The organism is Bacillus swezeyi (genome assembly GCF_001969815.1).
Classification (GTDB): Bacteria; Bacillota; Bacilli; order Bacillales; family Bacillaceae; genus Bacillus; species Bacillus swezeyi.
In genome coordinates this window covers 96,587-117,274 of record NZ_MRBK01000005.1, presented here as the reverse complement: position 1 = coordinate 117,274, position 20,688 = coordinate 96,587, and the positions used below count along the sequence as shown (strand labels likewise).

The 20,688-nt window shown below is 46.5% G+C and carries 15 protein-coding genes and 1 pseudogene; 9 read left to right on the top strand and 7 right to left on the bottom strand.

What is annotated here, in order from left to right:
- Positions 1 to 165: 165 nt before the first annotated feature.
- A pseudogene (locus tag BTA30_RS23690) lies at positions 166 to 245 on the top strand (hypothetical protein); the annotation flags it as partial.
- Between the two features lie 87 nt (positions 246 to 332).
- Here BTA30_RS23690 and BTA30_RS06095 read toward each other — a convergent pair.
- Complete coding sequence (locus BTA30_RS06095) at positions 333 to 1,487, bottom strand: AbrB family transcriptional regulator (protein ID WP_076760373.1); 1,155 nt, start codon at positions 1,485 to 1,487, stop codon at positions 333 to 335.
- A 225-nt stretch (positions 1,488 to 1,712) separates the two neighbouring features.
- Here BTA30_RS06095 and BTA30_RS06090 point away from each other — a divergent pair, with 225 nt between their 5' ends.
- From BTA30_RS06090 to BTA30_RS06080, 3 genes are read left to right on the top strand one after another with little or no spacing between them, the layout of a single operon-like run.
- Complete coding sequence (locus tag BTA30_RS06090) at positions 1,713 to 1,946, top strand: spore coat associated protein CotJA (protein ID WP_076760372.1); 234 nt, start codon at positions 1,713 to 1,715, stop codon at positions 1,944 to 1,946.
- Between the two features lie 5 nt (positions 1,947 to 1,951).
- Complete coding sequence (locus BTA30_RS06085) at positions 1,952 to 2,215, top strand: spore coat protein CotJB (protein WP_076760371.1); 264 nt, start codon at positions 1,952 to 1,954, stop codon at positions 2,213 to 2,215.
- A gap of 21 nt (positions 2,216 to 2,236) precedes the next feature.
- A complete protein-coding gene (locus BTA30_RS06080; protein ID WP_076760370.1) occupies positions 2,237 to 2,806 on the top strand; it encodes a manganese catalase family protein in 570 nt (189 codons plus the stop codon).
- Between the two features lie 63 nt (positions 2,807 to 2,869).
- Here BTA30_RS06080 and BTA30_RS06075 read toward each other — a convergent pair whose 3' ends face one another.
- Together BTA30_RS06075 and BTA30_RS06070 are read right to left on the bottom strand one after the other, a co-directional pair.
- Complete coding sequence (locus tag BTA30_RS06075) at positions 2,870 to 4,492, bottom strand: AMP-binding protein (protein ID WP_076760369.1); 1,623 nt, start codon at positions 4,490 to 4,492, stop codon at positions 2,870 to 2,872.
- 64 nt (positions 4,493 to 4,556) lie between these two features.
- On the bottom strand, positions 4,557 to 5,774 hold the full coding sequence (locus BTA30_RS06070) for an MDR family MFS transporter (RefSeq protein ID WP_076760368.1): 1,218 nt from the start codon (positions 5,772 to 5,774) through the stop codon (positions 4,557 to 4,559).
- A gap of 114 nt (positions 5,775 to 5,888) precedes the next feature.
- Between BTA30_RS06070 and BTA30_RS06065 the strand changes: the two genes are divergently transcribed.
- A complete protein-coding gene (locus BTA30_RS06065; protein ID WP_076760367.1) occupies positions 5,889 to 7,682 on the top strand; it encodes an SgrR family transcriptional regulator in 1,794 nt (597 codons plus the stop codon).
- 152 nt (positions 7,683 to 7,834) lie between these two features.
- Here BTA30_RS06065 and BTA30_RS06060 read toward each other — a convergent pair whose 3' ends face one another.
- The 4 genes from BTA30_RS06060 to BTA30_RS06045 all read right to left on the bottom strand — a co-directional run bounded on the left by BTA30_RS06060 (position 7,835) and on the right by BTA30_RS06045 (position 11,755).
- Entirely contained in the window at positions 7,835 to 9,076 is a 1,242-nt protein-coding gene (locus tag BTA30_RS06060) for a cell wall-binding repeat-containing protein (protein WP_076760366.1), read from the bottom strand.
- 87 nt (positions 9,077 to 9,163) lie between these two features.
- On the bottom strand, positions 9,164 to 10,525 hold the full coding sequence (locus BTA30_RS06055; protein WP_076760365.1) for a sensor histidine kinase: 1,362 nt from the start codon (positions 10,523 to 10,525) through the stop codon (positions 9,164 to 9,166).
- Complete coding sequence (locus BTA30_RS06050; RefSeq protein WP_076760378.1) at positions 10,522 to 11,202, bottom strand: response regulator transcription factor; 681 nt, start codon at positions 11,200 to 11,202, stop codon at positions 10,522 to 10,524. The genes BTA30_RS06055 and BTA30_RS06050 overlap by 4 nt, the downstream gene beginning before the upstream one ends.
- A 112-nt stretch (positions 11,203 to 11,314) precedes the next feature.
- Entirely contained in the window at positions 11,315 to 11,755 is a 441-nt protein-coding gene (locus tag BTA30_RS06045; RefSeq protein ID WP_076760364.1) for a ferritin-like domain-containing protein, read from the bottom strand.
- A 190-nt stretch (positions 11,756 to 11,945) separates the two neighbouring features.
- On the opposite strand from BTA30_RS06045, the gene modA reads away from it, so the two are divergent.
- The 4 genes from modA (at position 11,946) to addA (ending at position 20,681) form a co-directional block, all read left to right on the top strand.
- Positions 11,946 to 12,737, top strand: coding sequence for a molybdate ABC transporter substrate-binding protein (gene modA, locus BTA30_RS06040; RefSeq protein ID WP_076760363.1), 792 nt, complete (start codon positions 11,946 to 11,948; stop codon positions 12,735 to 12,737).
- Positions 12,738 to 12,745: 8 nt separating this feature from the next.
- Complete coding sequence (gene modB, locus BTA30_RS06035) at positions 12,746 to 13,402, top strand: molybdate ABC transporter permease subunit (protein WP_076760377.1); 657 nt, start codon at positions 12,746 to 12,748, stop codon at positions 13,400 to 13,402.
- Between the two features lie 99 nt (positions 13,403 to 13,501).
- Positions 13,502 to 17,002, top strand: coding sequence for a helicase-exonuclease AddAB subunit AddB (gene addB / locus BTA30_RS06030; protein WP_076760362.1), 3,501 nt, complete (start codon positions 13,502 to 13,504; stop codon positions 17,000 to 17,002).
- The gene (gene addA, locus BTA30_RS06025) at positions 16,989 to 20,681 is read left to right on the top strand and encodes a helicase-exonuclease AddAB subunit AddA (protein ID WP_076760361.1); all 3,693 of its coding nucleotides are present in this window, start codon (positions 16,989 to 16,991) and stop codon (positions 20,679 to 20,681) included. Before addB ends, addA begins: the two co-directional genes overlap by 14 nt.
- Positions 20,682 to 20,688 lie beyond the last annotated feature (7 nt).

Genomic DNA, 20,688 nt, shown 5'->3' with positions numbered 1-20,688 from the left:
AAACTTTAAACCGTTTTAGGATGTTTTGCGCTGGAAAGAAAAAAAGGGGGGCCCGGCGAAGTATATCAATCTGTTTTACATGCTTTCCGGCCAACCCTTTCCATTTATTTAGCGGATTAAATCAAACATTGCGTATTGCCCTTGAAAGAGATGTTCGCATTTTTTTTGACGATTGAAGCTGTGATTACGAAAAAGAAAGAGCCATTTATCAGGCTGCACTGCTTGATCCGCATACGTCCGCAGAGTGATCGATGGATGATATCGTAAAAATGTGTGATGAATGAATTGAATGACATTTCATTAGGATGTGAAAAAAAGCCGGAACGGAAGGGTTAACCTTCAGCTCTGGCTTTTTTCATAGACGGGTGTGCCGTTTTTTCCGACCTTTGATGCAAAAGCCGGAAGAATGGCGGCAGCATGGCTATCACAAGCACAACCCTTAAAACTTGAACGGCGACAACAAAAGTCGAGTCGGCGTGGAGAGAAACCGAAGTCGTCGCCATTTCCGCGATTCCTCCAGGTGAAAACGCCAATATGGCTGTCGTCAAGGAAATGCCTGCGGCTTTGGCAGTCACGAAGGCGCTTAAGATCATCGCAATAATCAGGCCGACGGAGCCGAGGAAAGCAACGACAAGCGTTTGTCTGACACCGATGAACATCTCTTTATTCATTTTTGAGCCGATCGTTGCGCCGAGACAGATTTGCGACAACACTGAAAAACCGTGGGGCCACCAGGCGGTCAGGCTAAAACCGGTCAATGAACTGCCGGCGATATGAATGACGGCGGCGCCAATCATGCTTCCCAGCAGCCATGGGGCGGGAAACTTTAAAAATTTAACCGCCTTGCAGGCTAAAAAAGCGGCCAGTGAAATGACGGCCGTCCAAACAACATAAATCGTTTCAAATTTGGATGTACCGGCAGCCAGCATCTGATGGGCGACAGCCTGTGAATCCGGATATTTGGAATGAATGAAATAGACGAAAAAAGGTATCGTCATGACCACCAAAAGCACGCGTATCATTTGTACAAGGCTGACGATGGCGGTATTCGCGCCCACTTCCTGAGCGATTCCTGGCATGGCTGAAAGACCTCCAGGCGCCGTTCCTACAAAACTTGTCATCATATCCGCTTTGCTGAATCTCCATAAAACCAATCCCGAGAGCATCGCAAAGATAACGGAAAGAAGCAGCATTATTCCGACAATCAGCCAATTTTCTTTAAAGATCGAAATTACAGACATATTGATTTTTTGCCCGAGCTCTATCCCTAACAGCATTTGCCCGAAACTGAGCCATCCTGTATGGATGCCGTTTTGTCTGATCGCTATTTTCAGCGGAGCCGGCCGAAATAATGACAGAGATGAGGCGGCAGCCATGGTCCCGACCATCCAGCCGATTGTCATCCCGGTTAATGAGAGAAGAAATCCCCCGATACCGCTGATGATAATCAATATGATATCCCGTAGGAAATCATTTTTTATCCTCAAATTTGAACCCTTCTTCCTGTAGTAATCGAGATCATTAATGTTTCACTAAGTAAAGTATTTCTATTTATAACTATAATATAATTTTAGTGATTGGTAAAATACGAATTTATTTAAAAGATTGATAAGTAAAACTGATCATTGGAAAACAAAGGCATGTCAGAACATAACTGTAAGCGTATATGAATACATTAAATTAGATTCCATCACAAATAGAGGTGAACCTAAGTGAAGCATGCCGAGGAATCATTCACCAAAGTTAAATCGTATCGTCCGTTCCGCAGCGCTTTTGACCCGTGTCCGCCGCTGGGGAAAAGGTATTACCGAACCCCTCCGAATTTATATTTGGGCTTCCAGCCCCGGGGTCTTCCGCAGTTCTCGCCGATGGAGGCTTTAAAAAAAGGGACGCTTTGGCCCGTTTTTTATGATCATTATGAAAATCCGTATGAAGATGGGAGGTAAGGGGGGTGACTAACTCTTTACCGCAAGACTACTATCAAAAGCTTCATGAGATTCAGGCCGTCGATTTTGTGCTTGTCGAGTTGATGCTTTACCTTGATACACATCCGGATGATAGTGATGCCATTAAACAATACAATCAGTACGCCGGATACTCCAGAAAACTGAAAGCGAAATTTGAATCGAGATACGGTCCTCTCATACAGGGGAATCCCGATCAGACGGAATCCTACTGGAGCTGGAGAAGAAGTCCTTGGCCATGGCAAGTTTAAAGAAGGAAGGGAGTCAGGTTCATGTGGCTGTATGAGAAAAAACTGCAATATCCTGTGAAAGTGAGGGAGTGCAATCCAAGGCTTGCTAAATTTTTAATTGAGCAGTACGGCGGAGCGGACGGTGAATTGGCGGCGGCGCTTCGCTATTTGAATCAGCGCTACAGCATTCCTGATAAAGTCGTCGGCCTTCTCACGGACATCGGCACAGAAGAGTTTGCTCATTTGGAAATGATTGCTACGATGGTGTATAAATTAACAAAAGATGCGACACCGGAACAGATGAAGGAAGCGGGACTCGGCGCCCATTATGCAGATCATGACAAAGCCCTGTTTTATCACAACGCGGCAGGTGTTCCGTTCACGGCTACATATATTCAGGCAAAAGGTGATCCGATTGCCGATTTATATGAGGACATCGCCGCGGAAGAAAAAGCGAGGGCGACGTATCAATGGCTGATCGATATGTCTGATGATCCTGATTTAAATGACGGGCTGGCGTTTTTAAGAGAAAGGGAAATCGTTCATTCCCAGCGCTTCCGTGAAGCTGTCGAAATTTTAAAGGAAGAGCGCGACCAAAAAAAAGTGTTTTAATGCAAAAGGCCGAAAATACCTTGGCATGTCGTCCGAACATGGCATTTTCGGCTTTTTCATAGCTTATGTTACTGTCTCAGCAGCCAATCGCGCTTCAGTTCGTTCTCTTAAAATATACTTCTGGACTTTTCCGGAGGCGGTCAGCGGATATTCATCGATCTGAAACACGTATTCTGGAATTTTATAATAGGAAAGCTGACCTTCGCAAAATGTCCTGATATCTTCCAGAGTCAGCGTTTTACCATGCTTGCATTTGATAAAAGCCGCCGTTTTTTCTCCGTATTTTTCATCGGGAACACCGACGACCTGAACATCGATAATATCTTCATGTTCATAAAGGAATTCTTCTATTTCACGCGGATAAATATTTTCCCCTCCGCGGACGATCATATCTTTTAAACGGCCGGTGATTTTCACGTAGCCATCCTGATCCATTACGGCAAGGTCTCCTGTATGAAGCCAGCCATCCTCATCTATTACCTTATTTGTCGCCTCTTCCATCTTATAGTATCCCTTCATCACGAGATAGCCTCTTGTGCACAGTTCGCCCTGCTCATCAGAGCCGAGCGTTTCACCTGTGTCAGGGTCGATGATTTTAATCTCTACATGAGGGTGCACCTTTCCGACTGTTTCGACGCGGCGTTCGATCGTGTCGGCGACGGTTGTCTGTGTAATCACAGGGGATGATTCCGTCTGTCCGTATGCAATCGTGATATCTGTCAAATTCATCTGTTTCATCACTTTTTTCATGACTTCTTTCGGGCACGGAGATCCCGCCATAATTCCGGTTCGCAGTGAAGAAAGATCATGATTTGCAAAGCCGGGATGAGCGAGCTCTGCAATAAACATCGTCGGTACGCCTTGCAGCCCTGTGCATCTTTCCTTTTCAACCGTTTTTAAAACCGTTTCAGGCTTGAATTCGATAATCGGCAGCATGGCTGCCCCCGCCGACACGCAGGCGAGCGTGCTTAATACACAGCCGAAACAATGAAAGAGGGGAACCGGGATGCACAATCTGTCTTCGCTCTTAAGCCCCATTCTGTCAGCGACGATCGCCGCATTGTTGACAATGTTATAGTGAGTCAGCATGACACCTTTTGGAAAACCGGTCGTTCCCGACGTATATTGCATGTTGATCACATCATCATGCGCCAGCGACCGCTCCCTTTTCAAAAGGGCGTCATCAGAAATGATTTCGCCTTTTTTGGCAGTCTCGGCAAATGACATCATGTTCTCCGGTGTTTCGCCTTTTCCAAGATAGACGAGCCTTTTCAGCTTTGTCAGTTTTTCTGGCTTTTCCATTATCGAATGAATCATCTCGATGTATGATGTGCCTTTGTAGCCGTCCATCAGAAAAAGGGTGGTTGAATCCGAATGTTCCAATAAGTATTCCAGTTCTCTCGCTTGATAGCTCGTGTTGACGGTCACAAGCACGGCACCGATTCTTGCAGTCGCAAACTGAAGCAGAATCCATTCGGGAATATTCGATGCCCAGATGGCGACATGCTCTCCTTTTTCAATGCCGAGAGCCATTAAGCCCTTTGCTATTTTGGCGGTTTCTTCATAAAGCTCCTGATATGAATATCTCAAATCCAGCTCAGAATACACGACCGCTTCATGATGCGGAAACCGGCCGGCAGCTGATGCTAACAAGGCGCCGATTGTTTGTTGTTTTAACGTATCCATAATGCCTCCTTATCTTCAAGATCTATGTTGATTTAATTATAGCACTTTGTGCTAGTACCAGGTACTATAAAATGGTTCGTTTTTTCCCGTTAGACAGATTCAAAACTGCGGCATATTGAGCGGCTGCTCCGGCAATGACCAGTATAAATACCGACAGGAAAAGCGCGGTTCCGCCAAAGCGGATGAAGATCAGCCCTCCTAAAAAAGGTCCTATTGTCCGGGAAATATCCCAATGCAGGCCGTAAAATGCAAAATACCGACCGCGCATATGAACAGGAGCAATCTTTGAGACAAAGGTTTGCATGTGATTAAGCAGCATGCTTTCTCCCGCTGTCAATAAGACAGCTGTCACTAGTACTGCTGGGAGAGAGGAAGAAAATGCAAAACCTAATGCCGCAATTGAGTAGCATCCGTATGAAATCATAACAATTGTTTTCATTTTCAGCTTTTCCGTCCATTTAACAAGAGGAACCTGAATTGTGATCCCAAGCAATGCATGACAGACGGTAAAAGCAGTCAAGATCATTAAAAAATCGTCGAAAAGAACTTCAAGGTAAAGGCGGTAATTTGTTTCAAGCTGTGCGTATAACATGCTGACAGGAACCGAAAACAGCATTAAGAGCAGGACTGGCCGGTGATGAAGAAACATCTGCTTGACAGAAACGGGATTTTCTTTTTGCAAACTTTCTTTTTTGCTTTTTGACCGATATGTCTCAGGCATTCTAAAATAAACAGCAAGCCAATAAAGAGCAAAAGCACACGCTTGAAAACCGAAGATCCAAACGGGCTGATAGGAATAAACGGCAAGTCCGATGACGGGGCCGATCGCTGCGCCAAAGCCTTCAATGGCATGAATAACGGCAAACACTTCCGGCCGCATCCCGCTTCGGGTGCTGTCCGTTATTTGGGCGCGCTGTGCGGGAATGTACAAAGCCCCTCCGATGCCGTTCAGCATATAAAAAAGGGCAAAGAGCCATACGTGATCAGCGGTCATAAATCCGGCAGCAGAAATGGTCTGAAAGCCGAGCGCTGTTAAGATGATTTTCCGCCTCCCGAACCGATCTGTCATTCCTCCGGCAGCCAAAGTGACAACAACCTCTGTCAGCGGCCTGATCCCGATGACCATCATCACGGGCAATACGCCTGTTCCAAGCGTGTCATAGAGATAAAGAAGGAGGAAAGGTGCAAGCATGCCACCTGTTGTCCCGGTCAGAAACTCTCCGAAGAAACAAATCCACACCGGGGGGCTGTATCTTTGTTTCAATCGTTTGATGTATTTCATATCTTGCCTCCTTACCGTTATGTGGTGTAATTAGTGTAGAATGAAAAAATATCCGTAAAAAGGACAGAAAGGTAAGGAGATCATTTCACCTTTTCTAAAGCGGGGGAAGAATGGATGAAACCAATCGAGCATTACATGGCGCTGACCGCAACATTAAAATGTGATCAAGCCGGACAAACAGCGGAGATGTCGATGAAGGAAGCGGCAGGCATCTTATTTTGCACAGCAAGAAACGCAAAGCTGATTTTAAACAAGCTTGAAGATTTGCAGTGGATCAATTGGAAAAGGGGTCTGGGCAGAGGCATTAAATCTGAAGTTCAATTTTTGAAGGAACCCTGCGCACTGCTGTTCGAAACGGCAAAGAACTACACAAAAGACGGGAAGATCGGACAGGCGAGACACCTTTTGCAAACGTATGAAAACGTTTGTCCGCGCGCATTATTCTTTTATAAAAAATGGCTGAATCACGTGTTTGGTTTTCAAATGGAGACGCAGAACCAACAGAAGAAGGACGTGCTGCGGCTGATTACTTCCCTAAAGCCGGAGCATTTTGAACGATTGGATCCAAGCCGCATCTATCTGCGGTCTGAAAGCCATATCGTGAAACAGGTTTTCGATACACTGCTTCGTTTTGATGAAAAAAGAGGCGGAATTCAGCCGCATCTTGCGCATCATTGGGAGTGTTCGGCCGATCATAAAACATGGACATTTTATTTGAGAAAAGGCGTTTATTTTCATCACGGCAAAACATTGAGCGCAGAAGATGTCCGCTACACGTTTGAAAGGTTTTTGCTGGATCCGCAAAACAAATGCAAATGGCTGGCCGAAGATATTGAAACAATCAAGATCAAGGATGACTATTGCTTCGATATTTGTCTAAAGGAGAAAAACGCGCTGTTTTTGCATCATCTGTGTGATGAAAGGCTGTCTGTTTTATGTGTGCAGCATGAGAGCGGACAGTTGACCGGCACCGGTCCTTTCAGGCTTGTCCGCCGCGACGATAGGGTTCTTGCTCTTGAAGTGCATGAGCATTATTTTAAAGGGCGAGCTTTTTTAGACCGGATTGAATTATGGCATATGGAGACGGAAAGCCGCTCACATGTATTGGACTACGGTTTTTATATAGAGAGTGAAGACCAAGGCCGGTTATTTGACGAATGGTATGAGGAAAGAAATGTCCAGTACATTTCGGTCAATTTGGAGCGGCCGGGGCCATTGCAGCATAGAGCGTTCAGAAAAGCATTAAAGCAAATCATATCTCCGGCTGATATGGTCAATGAATTGGCAGGTCAGCGGACGGCACCTGCAGCAGCCTTTATGAATGTAAGTCAGCCGGCTGAAATCAAGAACAATATTCATGAGCTGTTGAAAGAATGTGATTACGGGGGGGAACCGCTCAAGCTTTATACATTTAGCGAGTGCGATCATAGGGAAGATGTGTCATGGATTAAGGAGAGATGCAGGCCATTTGGCATTGTAGTAGAAGTGCACCATTTGGAGGCTGATGAGCTGATGAGGAAAGACATCATTTTGAAAGCCGATCTGATTCATGACAGCGCGACTTTCAGCTATTCCGAAGAAGTGAGCTGGCTTCACCTCCTTTTGACGGAAAACAGTTTTCTGCATGCTCAGCTGTCTTCCGAATGGAAACAAAAGGCCAAGCAAGTGAGGGAAGACATTCGTTATATCGATGACCATGAAAAAAGAATCAGCCTTCTCAGCAGGGTGGATGCCGAACTGGTCGAAGAGGTTTGTGCACTGCCTCTTTATCAAAATAAAATGCGTGTCAAAGCGGGGGAAGCCATTCAAGGCATTGCCCTGAATGATGAAGGATGGATCAATTTTTACGGCATCTGGTTCAAGAAAGGCGAAAGGGAGAGGCTGCCGGAAACGTATGAGGACGCGTGAAACCGGAAGGACGCACGGCAAAAAGTTGAGGCTGCGAATTATCCGATTCCTTAACCGCATGTCTCTTCATTAGTGTGCCGCCGATGCGCAGCCAGAGGAATGTGATGACAATAAAATGAAGGCTCTTTTTCAGCGAGCCTTCACTAGAGATGCTAATGTCCGGTATGTCCTCCTTCAGAAGATTTAATCTCCAGAATGTCATCAAGAATGCCTTGCGTCTGAAATGAAATATCGTCTTCTGTTCCGAGAATAAAGCCATGATTGTAAGGTCCGTCTTGCGGGTGATTCTTAAAGGATGGTTCAATACCTGCTAAAAAGGAGTACATGTTTTGGTCTGCCTGTCCATTTTTCAGCAAAAGCAGCGGAGCATGCTTTCCTAAATGGGAAAAAGGCGCTCCGGCAAGAGCCAGCTCAGGCGCTGCCGTTGATGCAAAGGACAAGCCGTGTCCGGGATCTGTGATTCCCCAGCCAAAATCGGTGCTTTCATCTTTGAATTTTGCAAATGCAATCGAGTTTGTCACAGGGTTGTTTCCGGAAATTCTTTTAACGGTTCCGTATTCTTTCAAAGCTTTTTCCGTTTTTTCTGAAACCGCTGCTTCAGGGCCGAGAATATAAATGTTCGCTTTGCCGTCTCTTTTTTTCAATGCTTCAGCCGTTTCTTCAGGAATGCCGTCTTTATTGACATATAGTACCGGCTCAGGCATATGGGCGATCCAATTGACGGCGGGCAGAGTGTAAAGCTCTGCATCATCTTCAGAGGAGCCGATAATGACGCTTTTCGGATACTCATCTGCCGCGCTTGCGTATTCCTTGTCGATTTCCTTTGCCAGATCAGCCGGATTTTTTCCCTTCAGCTGTTTTACTTTATAGGATTCCAGAGCCTGAAGGGCTTTTTCATTGATATTTCCGATGGCCAGAATTTGCGTACCGTCAGACGTGCCCAATGGACTTAACCGCTTGATCTCTTTCTGCGTCTCTTCAGAAATATTCTCTGAATCTGTGAATAAAACCGGTCCGTTATTCGGATGGTGAATCAGATCTGCCGCGGCAAGGGCTGTTTGCCATGATTGGCCTGAGACCAAGATGACAGCCCCGGGTCTGTTTTGTTTATGGGTGGCGGGCCATATCGTTTGTGAAGTTTTGATGCTCATCTCTTCAAGTGTATCGGCATCCAGCCTTGTTGTGTTTTTCGTATTTTGGACAACTAATCCTTCTGCTGCCCGGTTGTTCAAATCAGTCGGAAGAGATGCGGATTCTTTCTTTTCTGTTCCGGAATGATCTTTCATTTGATGGTCATCATGTTCAGCCCCTTGTCCAGAGCCTGAAGTTTGACATGCTGCCAATACGCTAGCAAAAATAAGCATGACAAAAAGAAAGCCGGATGTCTTTTTCATCGTGTTTTCCCCCTTCTTGGTTAACTTTATTGCATAGTATACCCGGGAAATGTGCAAAACCGATGCAGACATCAGAAATATAAATTCTTAAGCCGGCAGGGTAATGATAAATTTGCTTCCTTTCGGGTGCCTGTTTTTCACCATGATCTCTCCGCCGTGATGTTCGACAATTTCTTTTACGATGGCAAGCCCCATTCCCGTGCCGCCGGTTTGTCTCGACCTTGATTTATCAATCCGGTAAAAACGCTCAAAAATATAGTCCTGCTCATCTTCCGGAATCCCGCAGCCTTCGTCGGCAACCGTGATTATGATTCGGTCTTTAGAGGCGGAAGCCGTGATCGTCACTTCTGTATCAGATTCAGAATAGTGGCGGGCATTATTCAGCAGATTTGTGATCACTTGGGAAAAACGTTTTTCATCGATTGAGACAGTCAGGTTCAATGGGATGTGATAGGAAAGGCCGATTCGCTTTTCCAAAAAGGCGATTTGTGATTTTCGGATTTCCTTTTCCACCAAAGTATGAAGGTGCACCGGTTTCTTTTCGATGTGAAAGCCGGGCTGTTTCAATTTAGTCAGCAAAAATAAGTCATCGACAAGGAGGGTGAGGTTGTCCGTTTCTTCTTTGATAATGGACAAATATTGATGCCTGGCATTTACATCAAACTGATCTCTCATCGCAATGTCAGAATAGCCTTTAATATATGTGATCGGTGTCCGCAGTTCATGCGCCACGCTCGAGAGAAAGTCATTTCGTTCTTTTTGCAGCCGGTTCAGGTTTGAAGAAAGGTTTTCGATCGACGCGGCAAGCTCTCCGAGTTCGTCATTCCTTTTTATATTCAGTGAAATATTGTCTTGTCCGTTTGTCATTTTCTCGGCTGATTCTTTTATCATGATAATCGGCCTCGCCAAAAAGCGGCTCAATAAGTAGATGGCGGCAACCGTTAAAAAGGCGGTTAAACCGAAGCTTGCGAAAAAGCGATTGGTGATGTTCTGCACCAAACCTTTTATAGAAGACGTCTCCAAATACATAAAAACATAGCCGACTGTATCACGGCCTTTCATGATCGGGCTGATCGTACAGATGTACTTTGAAGTCTTCCAATGGGACTGTAAAGCAGTGCCTGACCTAGGAATGCTTCGTTCTTCAAAATGCAGGTGCTCCGTCATATCCCCGGCGGCAGACTGCGCCAGCACATTTCTTTTATCATCGGTGATGATCACGTTTGTATCGGCTTCGGTTTCCATCAGAGCCACGTGTTCAATCGTTTTTTTGTCAAAATGTTTTTCCAAGACGGCTCTATGGCTGTTGCCTCTTCCTTGAAGCGCATGGATCTCCTCAGTGATTCTTGTGTTGACAATTGATGTATAGAGCGCAGCAAAAAGGATGGCTTCGATGATGAAGGTTAAAATGAAAAATGAGCCAGCAAGCTTAAATGAAATGTTTTTCATTGTGTCTTGGTTCCTTTGCTCGTCCATTTATAGCCGATGCTGTAGACGGTATGAAGATATTCTTGGACTGGGAATCCCGCTTTTTTCAAACGGTTCCGCAAATTTCTCATATGTGAATCAACAGTGCGGGGCTCAATATCGGAGTTGAATCCCCAAACGCTCTCGATCAATTGATCTCTCGCCAGCACCTGGTCCTGATGGTTTAAGAGAATGCCGAGCAGTTGAAACTCGCACGGTGTGATGTCGGCTTCCCGGTTGTTGACATGAAGGGTATGGTTTTGCTTATTCCAGACTAAACCCTTGAAGCGGATTTCGGACTGTCTGCTGGCCCTCCGCAAGACAGCTTCTATTCTAGCAAGCAGCACTTTTTCGCTGAACGGTTTTGTTAAATAATCGTCTGCTCCCTGCGTCAGTCCGCGCACAATGTCTTCCTGCCCGTTTTTTGCCGTGAGCATCATAATCGGAACGTTTGTGAGCTTCCGGATTTCTTCGCAAATCGTCCAGCCGTCCATTTCAGGCATCATAATATCGAGAATCACCAAATCAAAGATCTGTTTTTCAATCAGCTCGAGCGCTTCTTTCCCGGAAACGGCTTTCGTGCACGAATATTTTTCTAAATAAAGTTCAAGCAGATCCAGCATCCGGATTTCGTCATCGACAAGCAGCACGTTCAATATCAAGCACCTCTTTAATACCAGTAGTGAAAATAAAAGATTGTTATTTTAAAAATATACCCTATAAGGGTATATGGATCAAGTTTGCTTGCGGCCGGAATGAAGAGGCAGCATTCTACCGTTTTGTTAAAAAGTATAAAAACCAGACTGCATGATTTTGCTCATCAGCGGCCGCTCTTTTGAAAGCCTTTTTGATCGATTGGTTTTTGGCATCGTCAGCGATGTCCAAATAGAAGTCGACCGTTTCCTGCTCGTCTTTAAGGGCGAACTCCAAACCTGCCCTATATTGGTCAGGACATGGCTCCGTTATTTTGATATCTGGCTTTTTGCCGGAAAGGGACATATAAAATCTTAAGAAGGTATTAAAGTGACGGATTTCATCTTGTCTGATCTCAAGTATTTGTTTTTTAACGGCCGAATCTTGCGCCATTTGCGCCAGTTTTTGATAGCAAACGACTGCACTGTGTTCGCCGTTTACCGCTCTTTCGATATCCTTGATCAGTTTGTTGTTTTGCCTGACGGGGAAGGCGGGATTATATGGCTGGACATACCACATCTTTTTTCACCTCGGTATTTTCATATATTGATCGCCCTGTCATTATATGTAAGGGAGTGTTCGTGCGTGCCTAGCTGAGAATGTGTCAATTATGTGAGTCGTACTGAATCTATTTTAAAAAAATGAAGTTTGACGTAAAATGGTTTTTAGTGCTGAAAAGTGTCATATCTATCAAACTGGAGTGAGTCAGATGAAAAAGATGATGGTAACGGGAATGGCATTATTAATGGCGGCGGTTTTGCTTTTCGGCTGCCAGGCTGAAAAAGGCGCATCAGGCGAAGGAAAACCGGAAAATGTTCAGCTTACGGTTTCCGCGGCTGCCAGCCTCAAAGACGTTTTGACAGAGCTTGCGTCTGAATATGAGAAAGATCACCCGAATGTGACGGTTAAGTTTAACTTTGGATCATCAGGCGCCTTGCAGCAGCAGATTGAAAAAGGAGCTCCGGCAGATTTATTTTTTTCCGCTGCCGAGGACAAGTTTAATAAAGTGGTAGATAAAGGATTAATCGAAAAAAGCGACTCCGTTAAGCTGTTGGAAAACAGTCTGGTGCTGATCGTTCCAAAAGGTAAAAATCAACAGATTGACAGCTTTCAAGATTTGACGAAAGATATTGAAAAACTTGCGGTCGGCAAACCTGAATCTGTTCCAGCCGGAAAATATGCAAAAGAAACATTGACGAGCCTTCATTTATGGTCTAAGGTTCAATCTAAACTCGTTTACGGAAAGGATGTAAGGCAGGTGCTTTCCTATGTGGAAACGGGCAATGTTGATGCAGGGATCGTTTATCGTACGGATGCCCTTTCTTCAGATCAGGTTGAGATCGGGGAAACTGCCGAAAACGATCTGCACACACCGATCATCTATCCTCTCGGCATTGTAAAAAATACAAAGCATAGAGAGCAGTCTGAGGAATTTTATCAATTCCTGCAGAGCGACCGGGCCATAAAAGCGATGGAAAAGTACGGGTTTAAGAAAGGCTGATCATGCTTATGCTTGAGGAATTTCTTTCTCCTATCAAAATTTCCGTCCAAGTTTCACTCGCGGCGGGCATCATTGCCGTTTTAGCCGGAACGGCTGCGGCGAGATTGCTGAGGAACAAAACCTTTAAAGGAAAATCTGTCATCGAGACGGTGATGATGCTTCCGCTCGTCCTTCCGCCGACTGTTGTCGGCTTCTTTTTAATTGTGATCTTCGGAAAACAGAGCATTATCGGCGAATTGATAGAAAATATATTTCAAGCCCCAATTATTTTTACTTGGTGGGCAGCGGTTGTTGCGGCGGCGGTTGTTGCGTTTCCGTTAATGTATCAGTCTGCGAAATCCGGTTTTCTGGGAGTTGACCGGGAAATAGAAGATGCCGCTCGGGTTGACGGAGCAAATGAATGGCAGGTATTCTTATTTGTCACCATCCCCCTCGCGTCAAATGCGATAATTACCGGCAGTGTCCTCAGTTTTGCCAGGGCGCTGGGGGAATTCGGGGCAACGCTTATGTTCGCCGGCATTATACCCGGTGTGACGCAAACGGTCCCTACGGCAATCTATTTGGCGATTGACTCGGGCGACATGACGCTGGCATGGCTTTGGGTCGCCTCAATTGCGTTGATCTCGTTTTTTATGTTGTTTTTTGTACAGTTTAAACAAAAATAGCCGTATGAAAAGTACGGCTATTTCCCAGTTTTGGAGAATGGTTATTTGACGAATGTTTCGATAGAATAAAGATAAGTAAACAGAAAGGAGACGGGCTTAGTGGGAGCAGTATTTTTAACAGGCAGGTCCGGGAGTGGAAAAACGACCTTTATTTTAAATGAAATCAGAGAAAAGCTTCGCCGTGAACCGCTCGGGAAACCGATCATTTTTCTAGTCCCGGATCAAATGACGTTTTTAATGGAATACGAGCTTAGCAAAACACCTGATTTGGGCGGCACGATCCGCGCACAGGTTTACAGTTTTTCAAGGCTTGCCTGGCGAATCCTTCAGCACACCGGGGGCATGAACCGGCCGTTTTTGACGGGCACGGGCATACAAATGCTGCTTCGCAAACTGATCGAAGAGCATAAGGGTGAGTTTAGGGTCTATCAAAATGCAAGCGATAAAAGCGGATTTACGGAGCAGGTGGAGCGAATGCTGACCGAATTCAAACGGCATTGCCTGACACCCGAAAGCATCCGCGGCATCATGGAGGGAAGCGGATCTTCAGAATATGAGGGTGAACGGATTCTGGCTGATAAGCTTCATGATTTATATATGTTGTACAGCAAAATGGAAGAAAATCTCGAGCGCCAATATGTTCAGTCGGAAGATTACTTGACGCTCTTGGCTGAGCAGATTCCGGATGCGGAAGAGATCAGGAACGCTTCTGTTTATGTGGACGGCTTTCATCAATTTACACCGCAGGAGATGAATGTGCTCGAACAGCTGATGAAACATGCCCGGGAGATGACCTTTTCTTTAACGGCGGACAAGCCGTTTACAGTAAACACCCCGCATGAACTTCATCTTTTCAGGATGACGGGGAAGGCTTATTATGACCTGTACCAAAAAGCACAAGAGCTCGGTCTTGACCTGTCAGAGGTGCGTCTTGAAGAGGGGAAGCGGCACAGCCATGCTCCTGAGCTTCAGCACTTGGAACGGTATTTTGATGAAAGGCCGGCGAAGGCGTATAGCGGAAAAATGGAGGCGCTTTGCATCATGCAGGCGGCGGGCAGAAGAACCGAGATTGAAGGAATCGCGCGCGAAATTCATTCCCTTATACGCAAAGACGGCTTCAGACTGAGAGATATCGCCGTGATCGCCCGCAATGTCGAAGATTATAAGGATACGATAAAAGAAGTATTTAAAGATTATGAGATTCCTTTTTTCATAGACGGCAAGGAATCAATGCAGAATCATCCGCTCATCGAATTGATCCGTTCAACGCTTGACATCATCAAGGGCAATTGGAGATATGAAGCGGTGTTCCGCTGTGTCAAAACAGAGCTTTTATTCCCGCAGGATGAGCCGAGGGAACGGCTGCGGGAGCAGGTTGACCAGCTCGAAAATTACTGTATTGCCTATGGTATTAAAGGGGAGAGGTGGACGAGCAAAGATCCGTTTGCTTATAGAAGGTATGCTTCATTGGACGAGGACTTTGCCAAGACAGACCGGGAAATTGAGACAGAGCATATGCTCAATGAATTAAAGGGCTGGATTGTACCTCCCATCCACAGGCTGCAAAAGCGCATAAAAAAAGCAGAATCGGTCAGGGAGATGGCTGAAGCCGTTTATCTTTATCTTGAAGAAGCCGATGTTCCGATGAAGCTTGAGCAGGAGAGACGGATCGCAGAAGAAGACGGCAGGATCGCAGAATCGCGGCAGCATAACCAGGTGTGGGACGCCGTGATACAGTTATTGGACGAGTTCGTGGAAATGATGGGAGACGAACACATCTCCTTTTCCCTGTTCCAGCAAATGATCGAAACCGGTTTGGAGTCCTTGAAGTTCGCCTTGATTCCCCCTGCACTTGATCAGGTATTGATCGGCAATATGGATCTTTCAAGAATGTATGGAACGAGATGCACCTTTCTTATCGGGGCAAACGACGGCATACTGCCGGCAAGACCTGCTGATGACGGGGTTCTGTCAGATGATGACAGAGAGTGGCTCAAAAGAAATGGAGCGGAGCTTGCGGCTACGGGAAGAGAGCAGCTGCTGGATGAAAATTTTCTGATCTATATGACGCTCTCAAGTCCATCTGAGAAGCTTTACGTCTCATATCCCATCGCAGATGCCGAAGGGAAAACACTGCTTCCATCAACTGTTGTGAAGCGGCTGAGCGAGCTGTTTCCAAATCATGCCGAAAAGGTGCTGATCAATGAACCGGAACAGCTGAGCGATGAAGAACAGCTTGAATTTCTCATCAATAAAAGCGCTGCTTTAAGCTATTTGGCAGGACAGCTGGGAATATGGACGAGACAGTATCCGATCAGTGATGTATGGTGGAGTACTTACAACTTTTTGATGGATGAGCCCGATCGCTTCTTCTCTCAGAATATCCTGTCGAGCTTGTTTTTTCGAAATAAAGTTCACAAGCTCAGCCCGCATGTGAGCCGCGAGCTGTATGGAGAGAACATTCAGGGGAGCGTCTCAAGGATGGAAACGTACAAAGCCTGTCCGTTTTCACACTTTGCTTCGCACGGTTTAAGGCTGAAGGAACGCCAGTTTTTCAAGCTTGAAGCGCCTGATATCGGCCAGCTGTTTCACTCTGCGCTCAAGCTGATCTCAGACCGGCTCCACGAGCTGAAACTGGATTGGCGGGATCTGACGAAGGAACAATGTGATACATTGTCCAGCGATGCCGTGGAACGGCTTGCGCCAAAACTGCAAAAAGAGATTTTGCTCAGTTCAAACCGGCACCACTATGTGAAGCAGAAGCTGCAAAAAATCATTGCTAGGGTTTCCGGTATTTTAAGCGAGCACGCAAAAGCGAGCGGTTTCGCTCCCGTGGGCCTAGAGCTAGGATTCGGCGGCAATGGTCCGCTTCCTCCGATGCGGTTTACCCTTAAAAACGGATGCACGATGGAGCTTGTCGGCCGGATTGACAGAGTGGACAAAGCGGAAAGCTCAAAAGGTCTGCTGCTGCGGATCGTCGATTATAAATCAAGTGATAAAGGTCTCGATTTAGCCGAGGTGTATTACGGCCTCGCCCTGCAAATGCTGACATATCTTGATTTATCTATCACTCATTCAGCAGATTGGCTCGGCATGAAGGCCTCGCCTGCAGGAGTTCTCTATTTTCATGTGCATGATCCGATGATTCAGGTACCTGTTCCGCTTGGACTTGATGAAATTGAAAAAGAAATTTTCAAGAAATTTAAGATGAAGGGTCTTCTTTTAGGTGATCAAGAAGCGATCCGGCTTATGGATACGACGCTTGAACAGGGCAGGTCAGACATCATCAGCGCCGGCTTGAAAAAAGACGGCTCGCTTCGTTCAGATTCTGCAGTCGTCTCAGAGGAGGATTTTCATTTCTTGAGGCGCCACATCCGCCGAACGTTTCAAGAAGCCGGCGAAGAGATTACAGACGGAAAGGTCTCGATCGAGCCGTATAAGCTAAAAGACAAAACACCGTGCACATATTGCTCTTTTCAATCATTCTGCCAGTTTGACGAATCGCTCGAAGAGAATGAATACCGTAAATTGAAACCTGAAAAAGACAATGTGATATTGGAGCGGCTGAAAAAGGAGGATGGGACAAATGGAAATGTCTAAGCCGAAGGGCAGCACATGGACTGATGATCAATGGAAGGCGATTGTCTCATCCGGCCGGGATATATTAGTTGCCGCAGCGGCCGGTTCCGGAAAAACGGCCGTTCTAGTTGAACGGATCATCCGGAAAATTACCGAAAAGGAAAACCCGATTGATGTTGACAGGCTTCTTGTCGTCACCTTTACGAATGCATCCGCGGCTGAAATGAAGCACCGGATCGGCGAAGCGCTTGAAAAAGAGCTTGCCGAAAATCCCGGCTCCCTTCATTTGCGCAGACAGCTCGCCTTACTAAACAGAGCCAGCATATCGACTCTGCACTCATTCTGTCTCCAGGTCGTTCGCAAATACTATTATCTGATCGACATTGATCCGGCTTTTCGGATCGCCGATCAGACAGAAGGCGAACTGCTTGGCGATGAGGTGCTTGATGACCTGTTTGAAGAAGAATATAAAAAGCAAGATCCGGCCTTTTTCGAACTTGTGGACAGATATACGACAGACCGCCATGATCTTGATCTGCAATATCTTGTGAAGCGTGTCTACGAGTTTTCAAGATCGCATCCTGATCCGGAAGGCTGGCTTGAAAAATTTGTTGACCTGTATGACGCCGCTCAAGATGAGAAAGTGGAGTCGCTGCCGTTTTATTCTTATATCAAGGAAGATATTGCCCTCACCCTCGAAGGGGTGCGGGAAAAACTTGCGCGTGCGCTTGAGCTGGCAAAACAGCCTGGAGGACCTGCACCGCGCGCCGAAAATTTCGTTGATGATTTAAAACAGATTGACAGGCTGATTCAGCATCAGGATGATTTTTCGGCACTTTATGAGCTTGTTCCCGCTGTTTCATTTCAAAGGGCAAAGACCTGCAAGGGAGACGAGTTTGAACCTGCCTTAATCGAAGAGGCGACAGAGCTTCGCAACAGTGCGAAAAAGCAATTGGAAAAGCTGAAAAGCGATTATTTTACCCGGACCCCAGATCAGCATTTGGCGAGCCTGAAGGAAATGAAGCCTGTTATCCATACCCTTGTTCAGCTTGTATTGGAGTATGGAAAGCGTTTCACAGCGGCCAAAAAGGAAAAGGCCATCGTTGATTTTTCTGATCTTGAACATGATTGCCTGGCCATTTTGACGAAGAAAAACGATGCCGGTGAAACCGGGCCGAGTGAAGCGGCAAAATATTACCGGCACCAGTTCCATGAAGTGCTTGTCGATGAGTATCAGGATACGAACCTTGTGCAAGAAGCGATTTTAAAGCTTGTCGCCAAAGATGAGCCCGAGGGGAACCTGTTTATGGTGGGCGATGTCAAACAATCGATTTATCGGTTTCGGCTGGCTGAACCGCTTTTGTTTCTCTCAAAATACAAACGATTTACAGAGGATGGCTCAGGCGCCGGCCAGAAAATCGATTTAAATAAAAATTTCAGAAGCCGTTCAGATATATTAGACAGCACGAATTTCTTGTTTAAGCAGCTGATGGGGGAAAAGGTCGGAGAAGTTGACTATGATGAACAAGCCGAATTAAAGCTCGGCGCATCATATCCTCCGAATGAAACGACGAAAACGGAGCTTTTGATCATTGAAAATCAAGGAGACGCAGCCGATGAAGAGGCCGAAGAGCTTGAAACGGTCCAGCTTGAAGCGAGAGCCATGGCGATGCAGATCCGCAAGCTGATATCCGAAAAGTTTCAAGTATATGACGGCAAAACGAAGACGACCCGCAATATCCAGTACCGCGACATCGTGATTCTGCTGCGTTCGATGCCATGGGCGCCCCAGATTATGGATGAGTTCAAACAGCAGGGGATTCCCGTCTATGCGAATCTGTCTACAGGCTATTTTGAAGCGACAGAAGTGTCCGTCACACTGTCGGTGTTAAAAGTCATTGACAATGCATACCAGGATATTCCGCTTGCATCTGTTCTCAGGTCGCCTGTGGTCGGCCTTGATGAAAATGAGCTTTCCATGATCAGGATTCAGGACAAGAAAGCGCCGTTCTATGAAGCGATGAAAGCATATCTTGCTTCAGGTGACCGCGATGGCAGCCTTTATGAAAAGCTCCGCCGCTTTGAAGGGCTTCTCAGAAAGTGGAGAGCGTATGCCAAAAACCATTCTGTGGCAGAGCTGATCTGGGAAATTTACCGTGATACGAAATACTTGGATTACGTCGGCGGAATGCCGGGCGGAAAACAGCGCCAGGCTAATTTGCGTGCGCTTTACGACCGGGCCCGATCCTATGAAGCGACTTCTTTTCGCGGCCTGTTCCGCTTTTTAAGATTTATTGAGCGGATGCAGGAACGCGGCGATGATCTCGGAACGGCCAGAGCTCTGAGCGAACAGGAAGATGTCGTGCGGCTGATGACGATCCACTCAAGCAAGGGCCTTGAATTTCCCGTCGTTTTCACAGCAGGCCTCGGCCGGAATTTTAATATGATGGATTTGAACAAGTCATATCTGCTTGATAAAGAACTCGGCTTCGGAACAAAATTCATCCATCCGAAATGGCGCATCAGCTATCCGATGCTGCCGCTCGTCGCAATGAAGAAAAAAATGCGCCGCGAGCTTTTGTCAGAGGAGCTGCGCGTCTTATATGTCGCTCTTACGCGGGCGAAGGAAAAGCTTTATTTGATCGGCTCGGCAAAGGATAAGGAAAAGCTCTTGTCGAAATGGCGGACAACCGCAGCCCAGCCTGAGTGGCTGCTGCCGGACTTTGATCGCTTTCAGGCCAAATCGTATTTGGGTTTTATCGGACCTGCATTGATGCGGCACAGGGATATGGCTGATGCAGGTGTGGATTCTCCGGATGACGAAATCCGGCAGCATCCATCACGTTTTCTCATCAGCTGGCTCTCGGGCGGAGAGCTCCAAGCTGAAGACGCCAAACAAGCGGGAGAAGAAAAACACGAACGGCTGACTCAGATTAAAAAGGGGCTGCCGATCGATGCCGCGTTCGACTACCAGGAGGAGGTCGAGGAGCGGCTGAGCTGGTCATATCCTTATCAGGATGCGGCGAAAGTCCGGACGAAACAGTCCGTCTCCGAAATCAAGAGACAAAAGGAATATGAGGATGAATACGGCGACCGTTCATTGATTCGTCCGGCAAATGAGGCACTGCTGTTCAGACGGCCGTCCTTTATGATGACGAAGGGACTGACAGCCGCCGAACGGGGAACGGCGATGCATACCGTTATGCAGCACATCCCGCTCACCCGGGCTCCGGAAAAAGACGAGCTCAGCCGCCTTCTTGACAGGCTTGTCGACAAAGAGCTTTTAACGGAAGAACAGCGGGCAGCAATTGAAGAAGATGATATTCTCGCATTTTTCGAAACAGATATAGGTGAAAAACTTCTCGGCGCTCACCGGGTAGAGCGCGAAGTCCCCTTTAATATGACACTGCCGGCGGCAGAGGTTTATCCCAACCTGCAGACGGCGGATGAACCTGTATTGATTCAGGGGATTATCGACTGTTTATTTGAGACAGAGGACGGCTTTTATCTGCTTGATTACAAAACAGACCGAATCCAAGGAAAATACCGGAACGGCTTTGAGGGCGCCGAGCCGGTTTTGAGAAAACGCTATGAAACACAGATTCATCTTTATGCGCGCGCCGTCGAAACGATGCTCAAGATGCCGCTGAAAGGGCGTGCCCTGTACTTTTTTGACGGCGGACATGTGCTTAAGTTTTAGCAAAAAC

What these genes read in the sequence shown, in the direction of transcription:
- BTA30_RS06080 (WP_076760370.1), top strand. Translation starts at nt 2,237, where the DNA reads ATGTGGCTGTATGAGAAAAAACTGCAATATCCTGTGAAAGTGAGGGAG.
- BTA30_RS06075 (WP_076760369.1), bottom strand. Translation starts at nt 4,492, where the DNA reads ATGGATACGTTAAAACAACAAACAATCGGCGCCTTGTTAGCATCAGCT.
- BTA30_RS06070 (WP_076760368.1), bottom strand. Translation starts at nt 5,774, where the DNA reads ATGAAATACATCAAACGATTGAAACAAAGATACAGCCCCCCGGTGTGG.
- BTA30_RS06065 (WP_076760367.1), top strand. Translation starts at nt 5,889, where the DNA reads ATGAAACCAATCGAGCATTACATGGCGCTGACCGCAACATTAAAATGT.
- BTA30_RS06060 (WP_076760366.1), bottom strand. Translation starts at nt 9,076, where the DNA reads ATGAAAAAGACATCCGGCTTTCTTTTTGTCATGCTTATTTTTGCTAGC.
- BTA30_RS06055 (WP_076760365.1), bottom strand. Translation starts at nt 10,525, where the DNA reads ATGAAAAACATTTCATTTAAGCTTGCTGGCTCATTTTTCATTTTAACC.
- BTA30_RS06045 (WP_076760364.1), bottom strand. Translation starts at nt 11,755, where the DNA reads ATGTGGTATGTCCAGCCATATAATCCCGCCTTCCCCGTCAGGCAAAAC.
- modA (WP_076760363.1), top strand. Translation starts at nt 11,946, where the DNA reads ATGAAAAAGATGATGGTAACGGGAATGGCATTATTAATGGCGGCGGTT.
- modB (WP_076760377.1), top strand. Translation starts at nt 12,746, where the DNA reads ATGCTTGAGGAATTTCTTTCTCCTATCAAAATTTCCGTCCAAGTTTCA.
- addA (WP_076760361.1), top strand. Translation starts at nt 16,989, where the DNA reads ATGGAAATGTCTAAGCCGAAGGGCAGCACATGGACTGATGATCAATGG.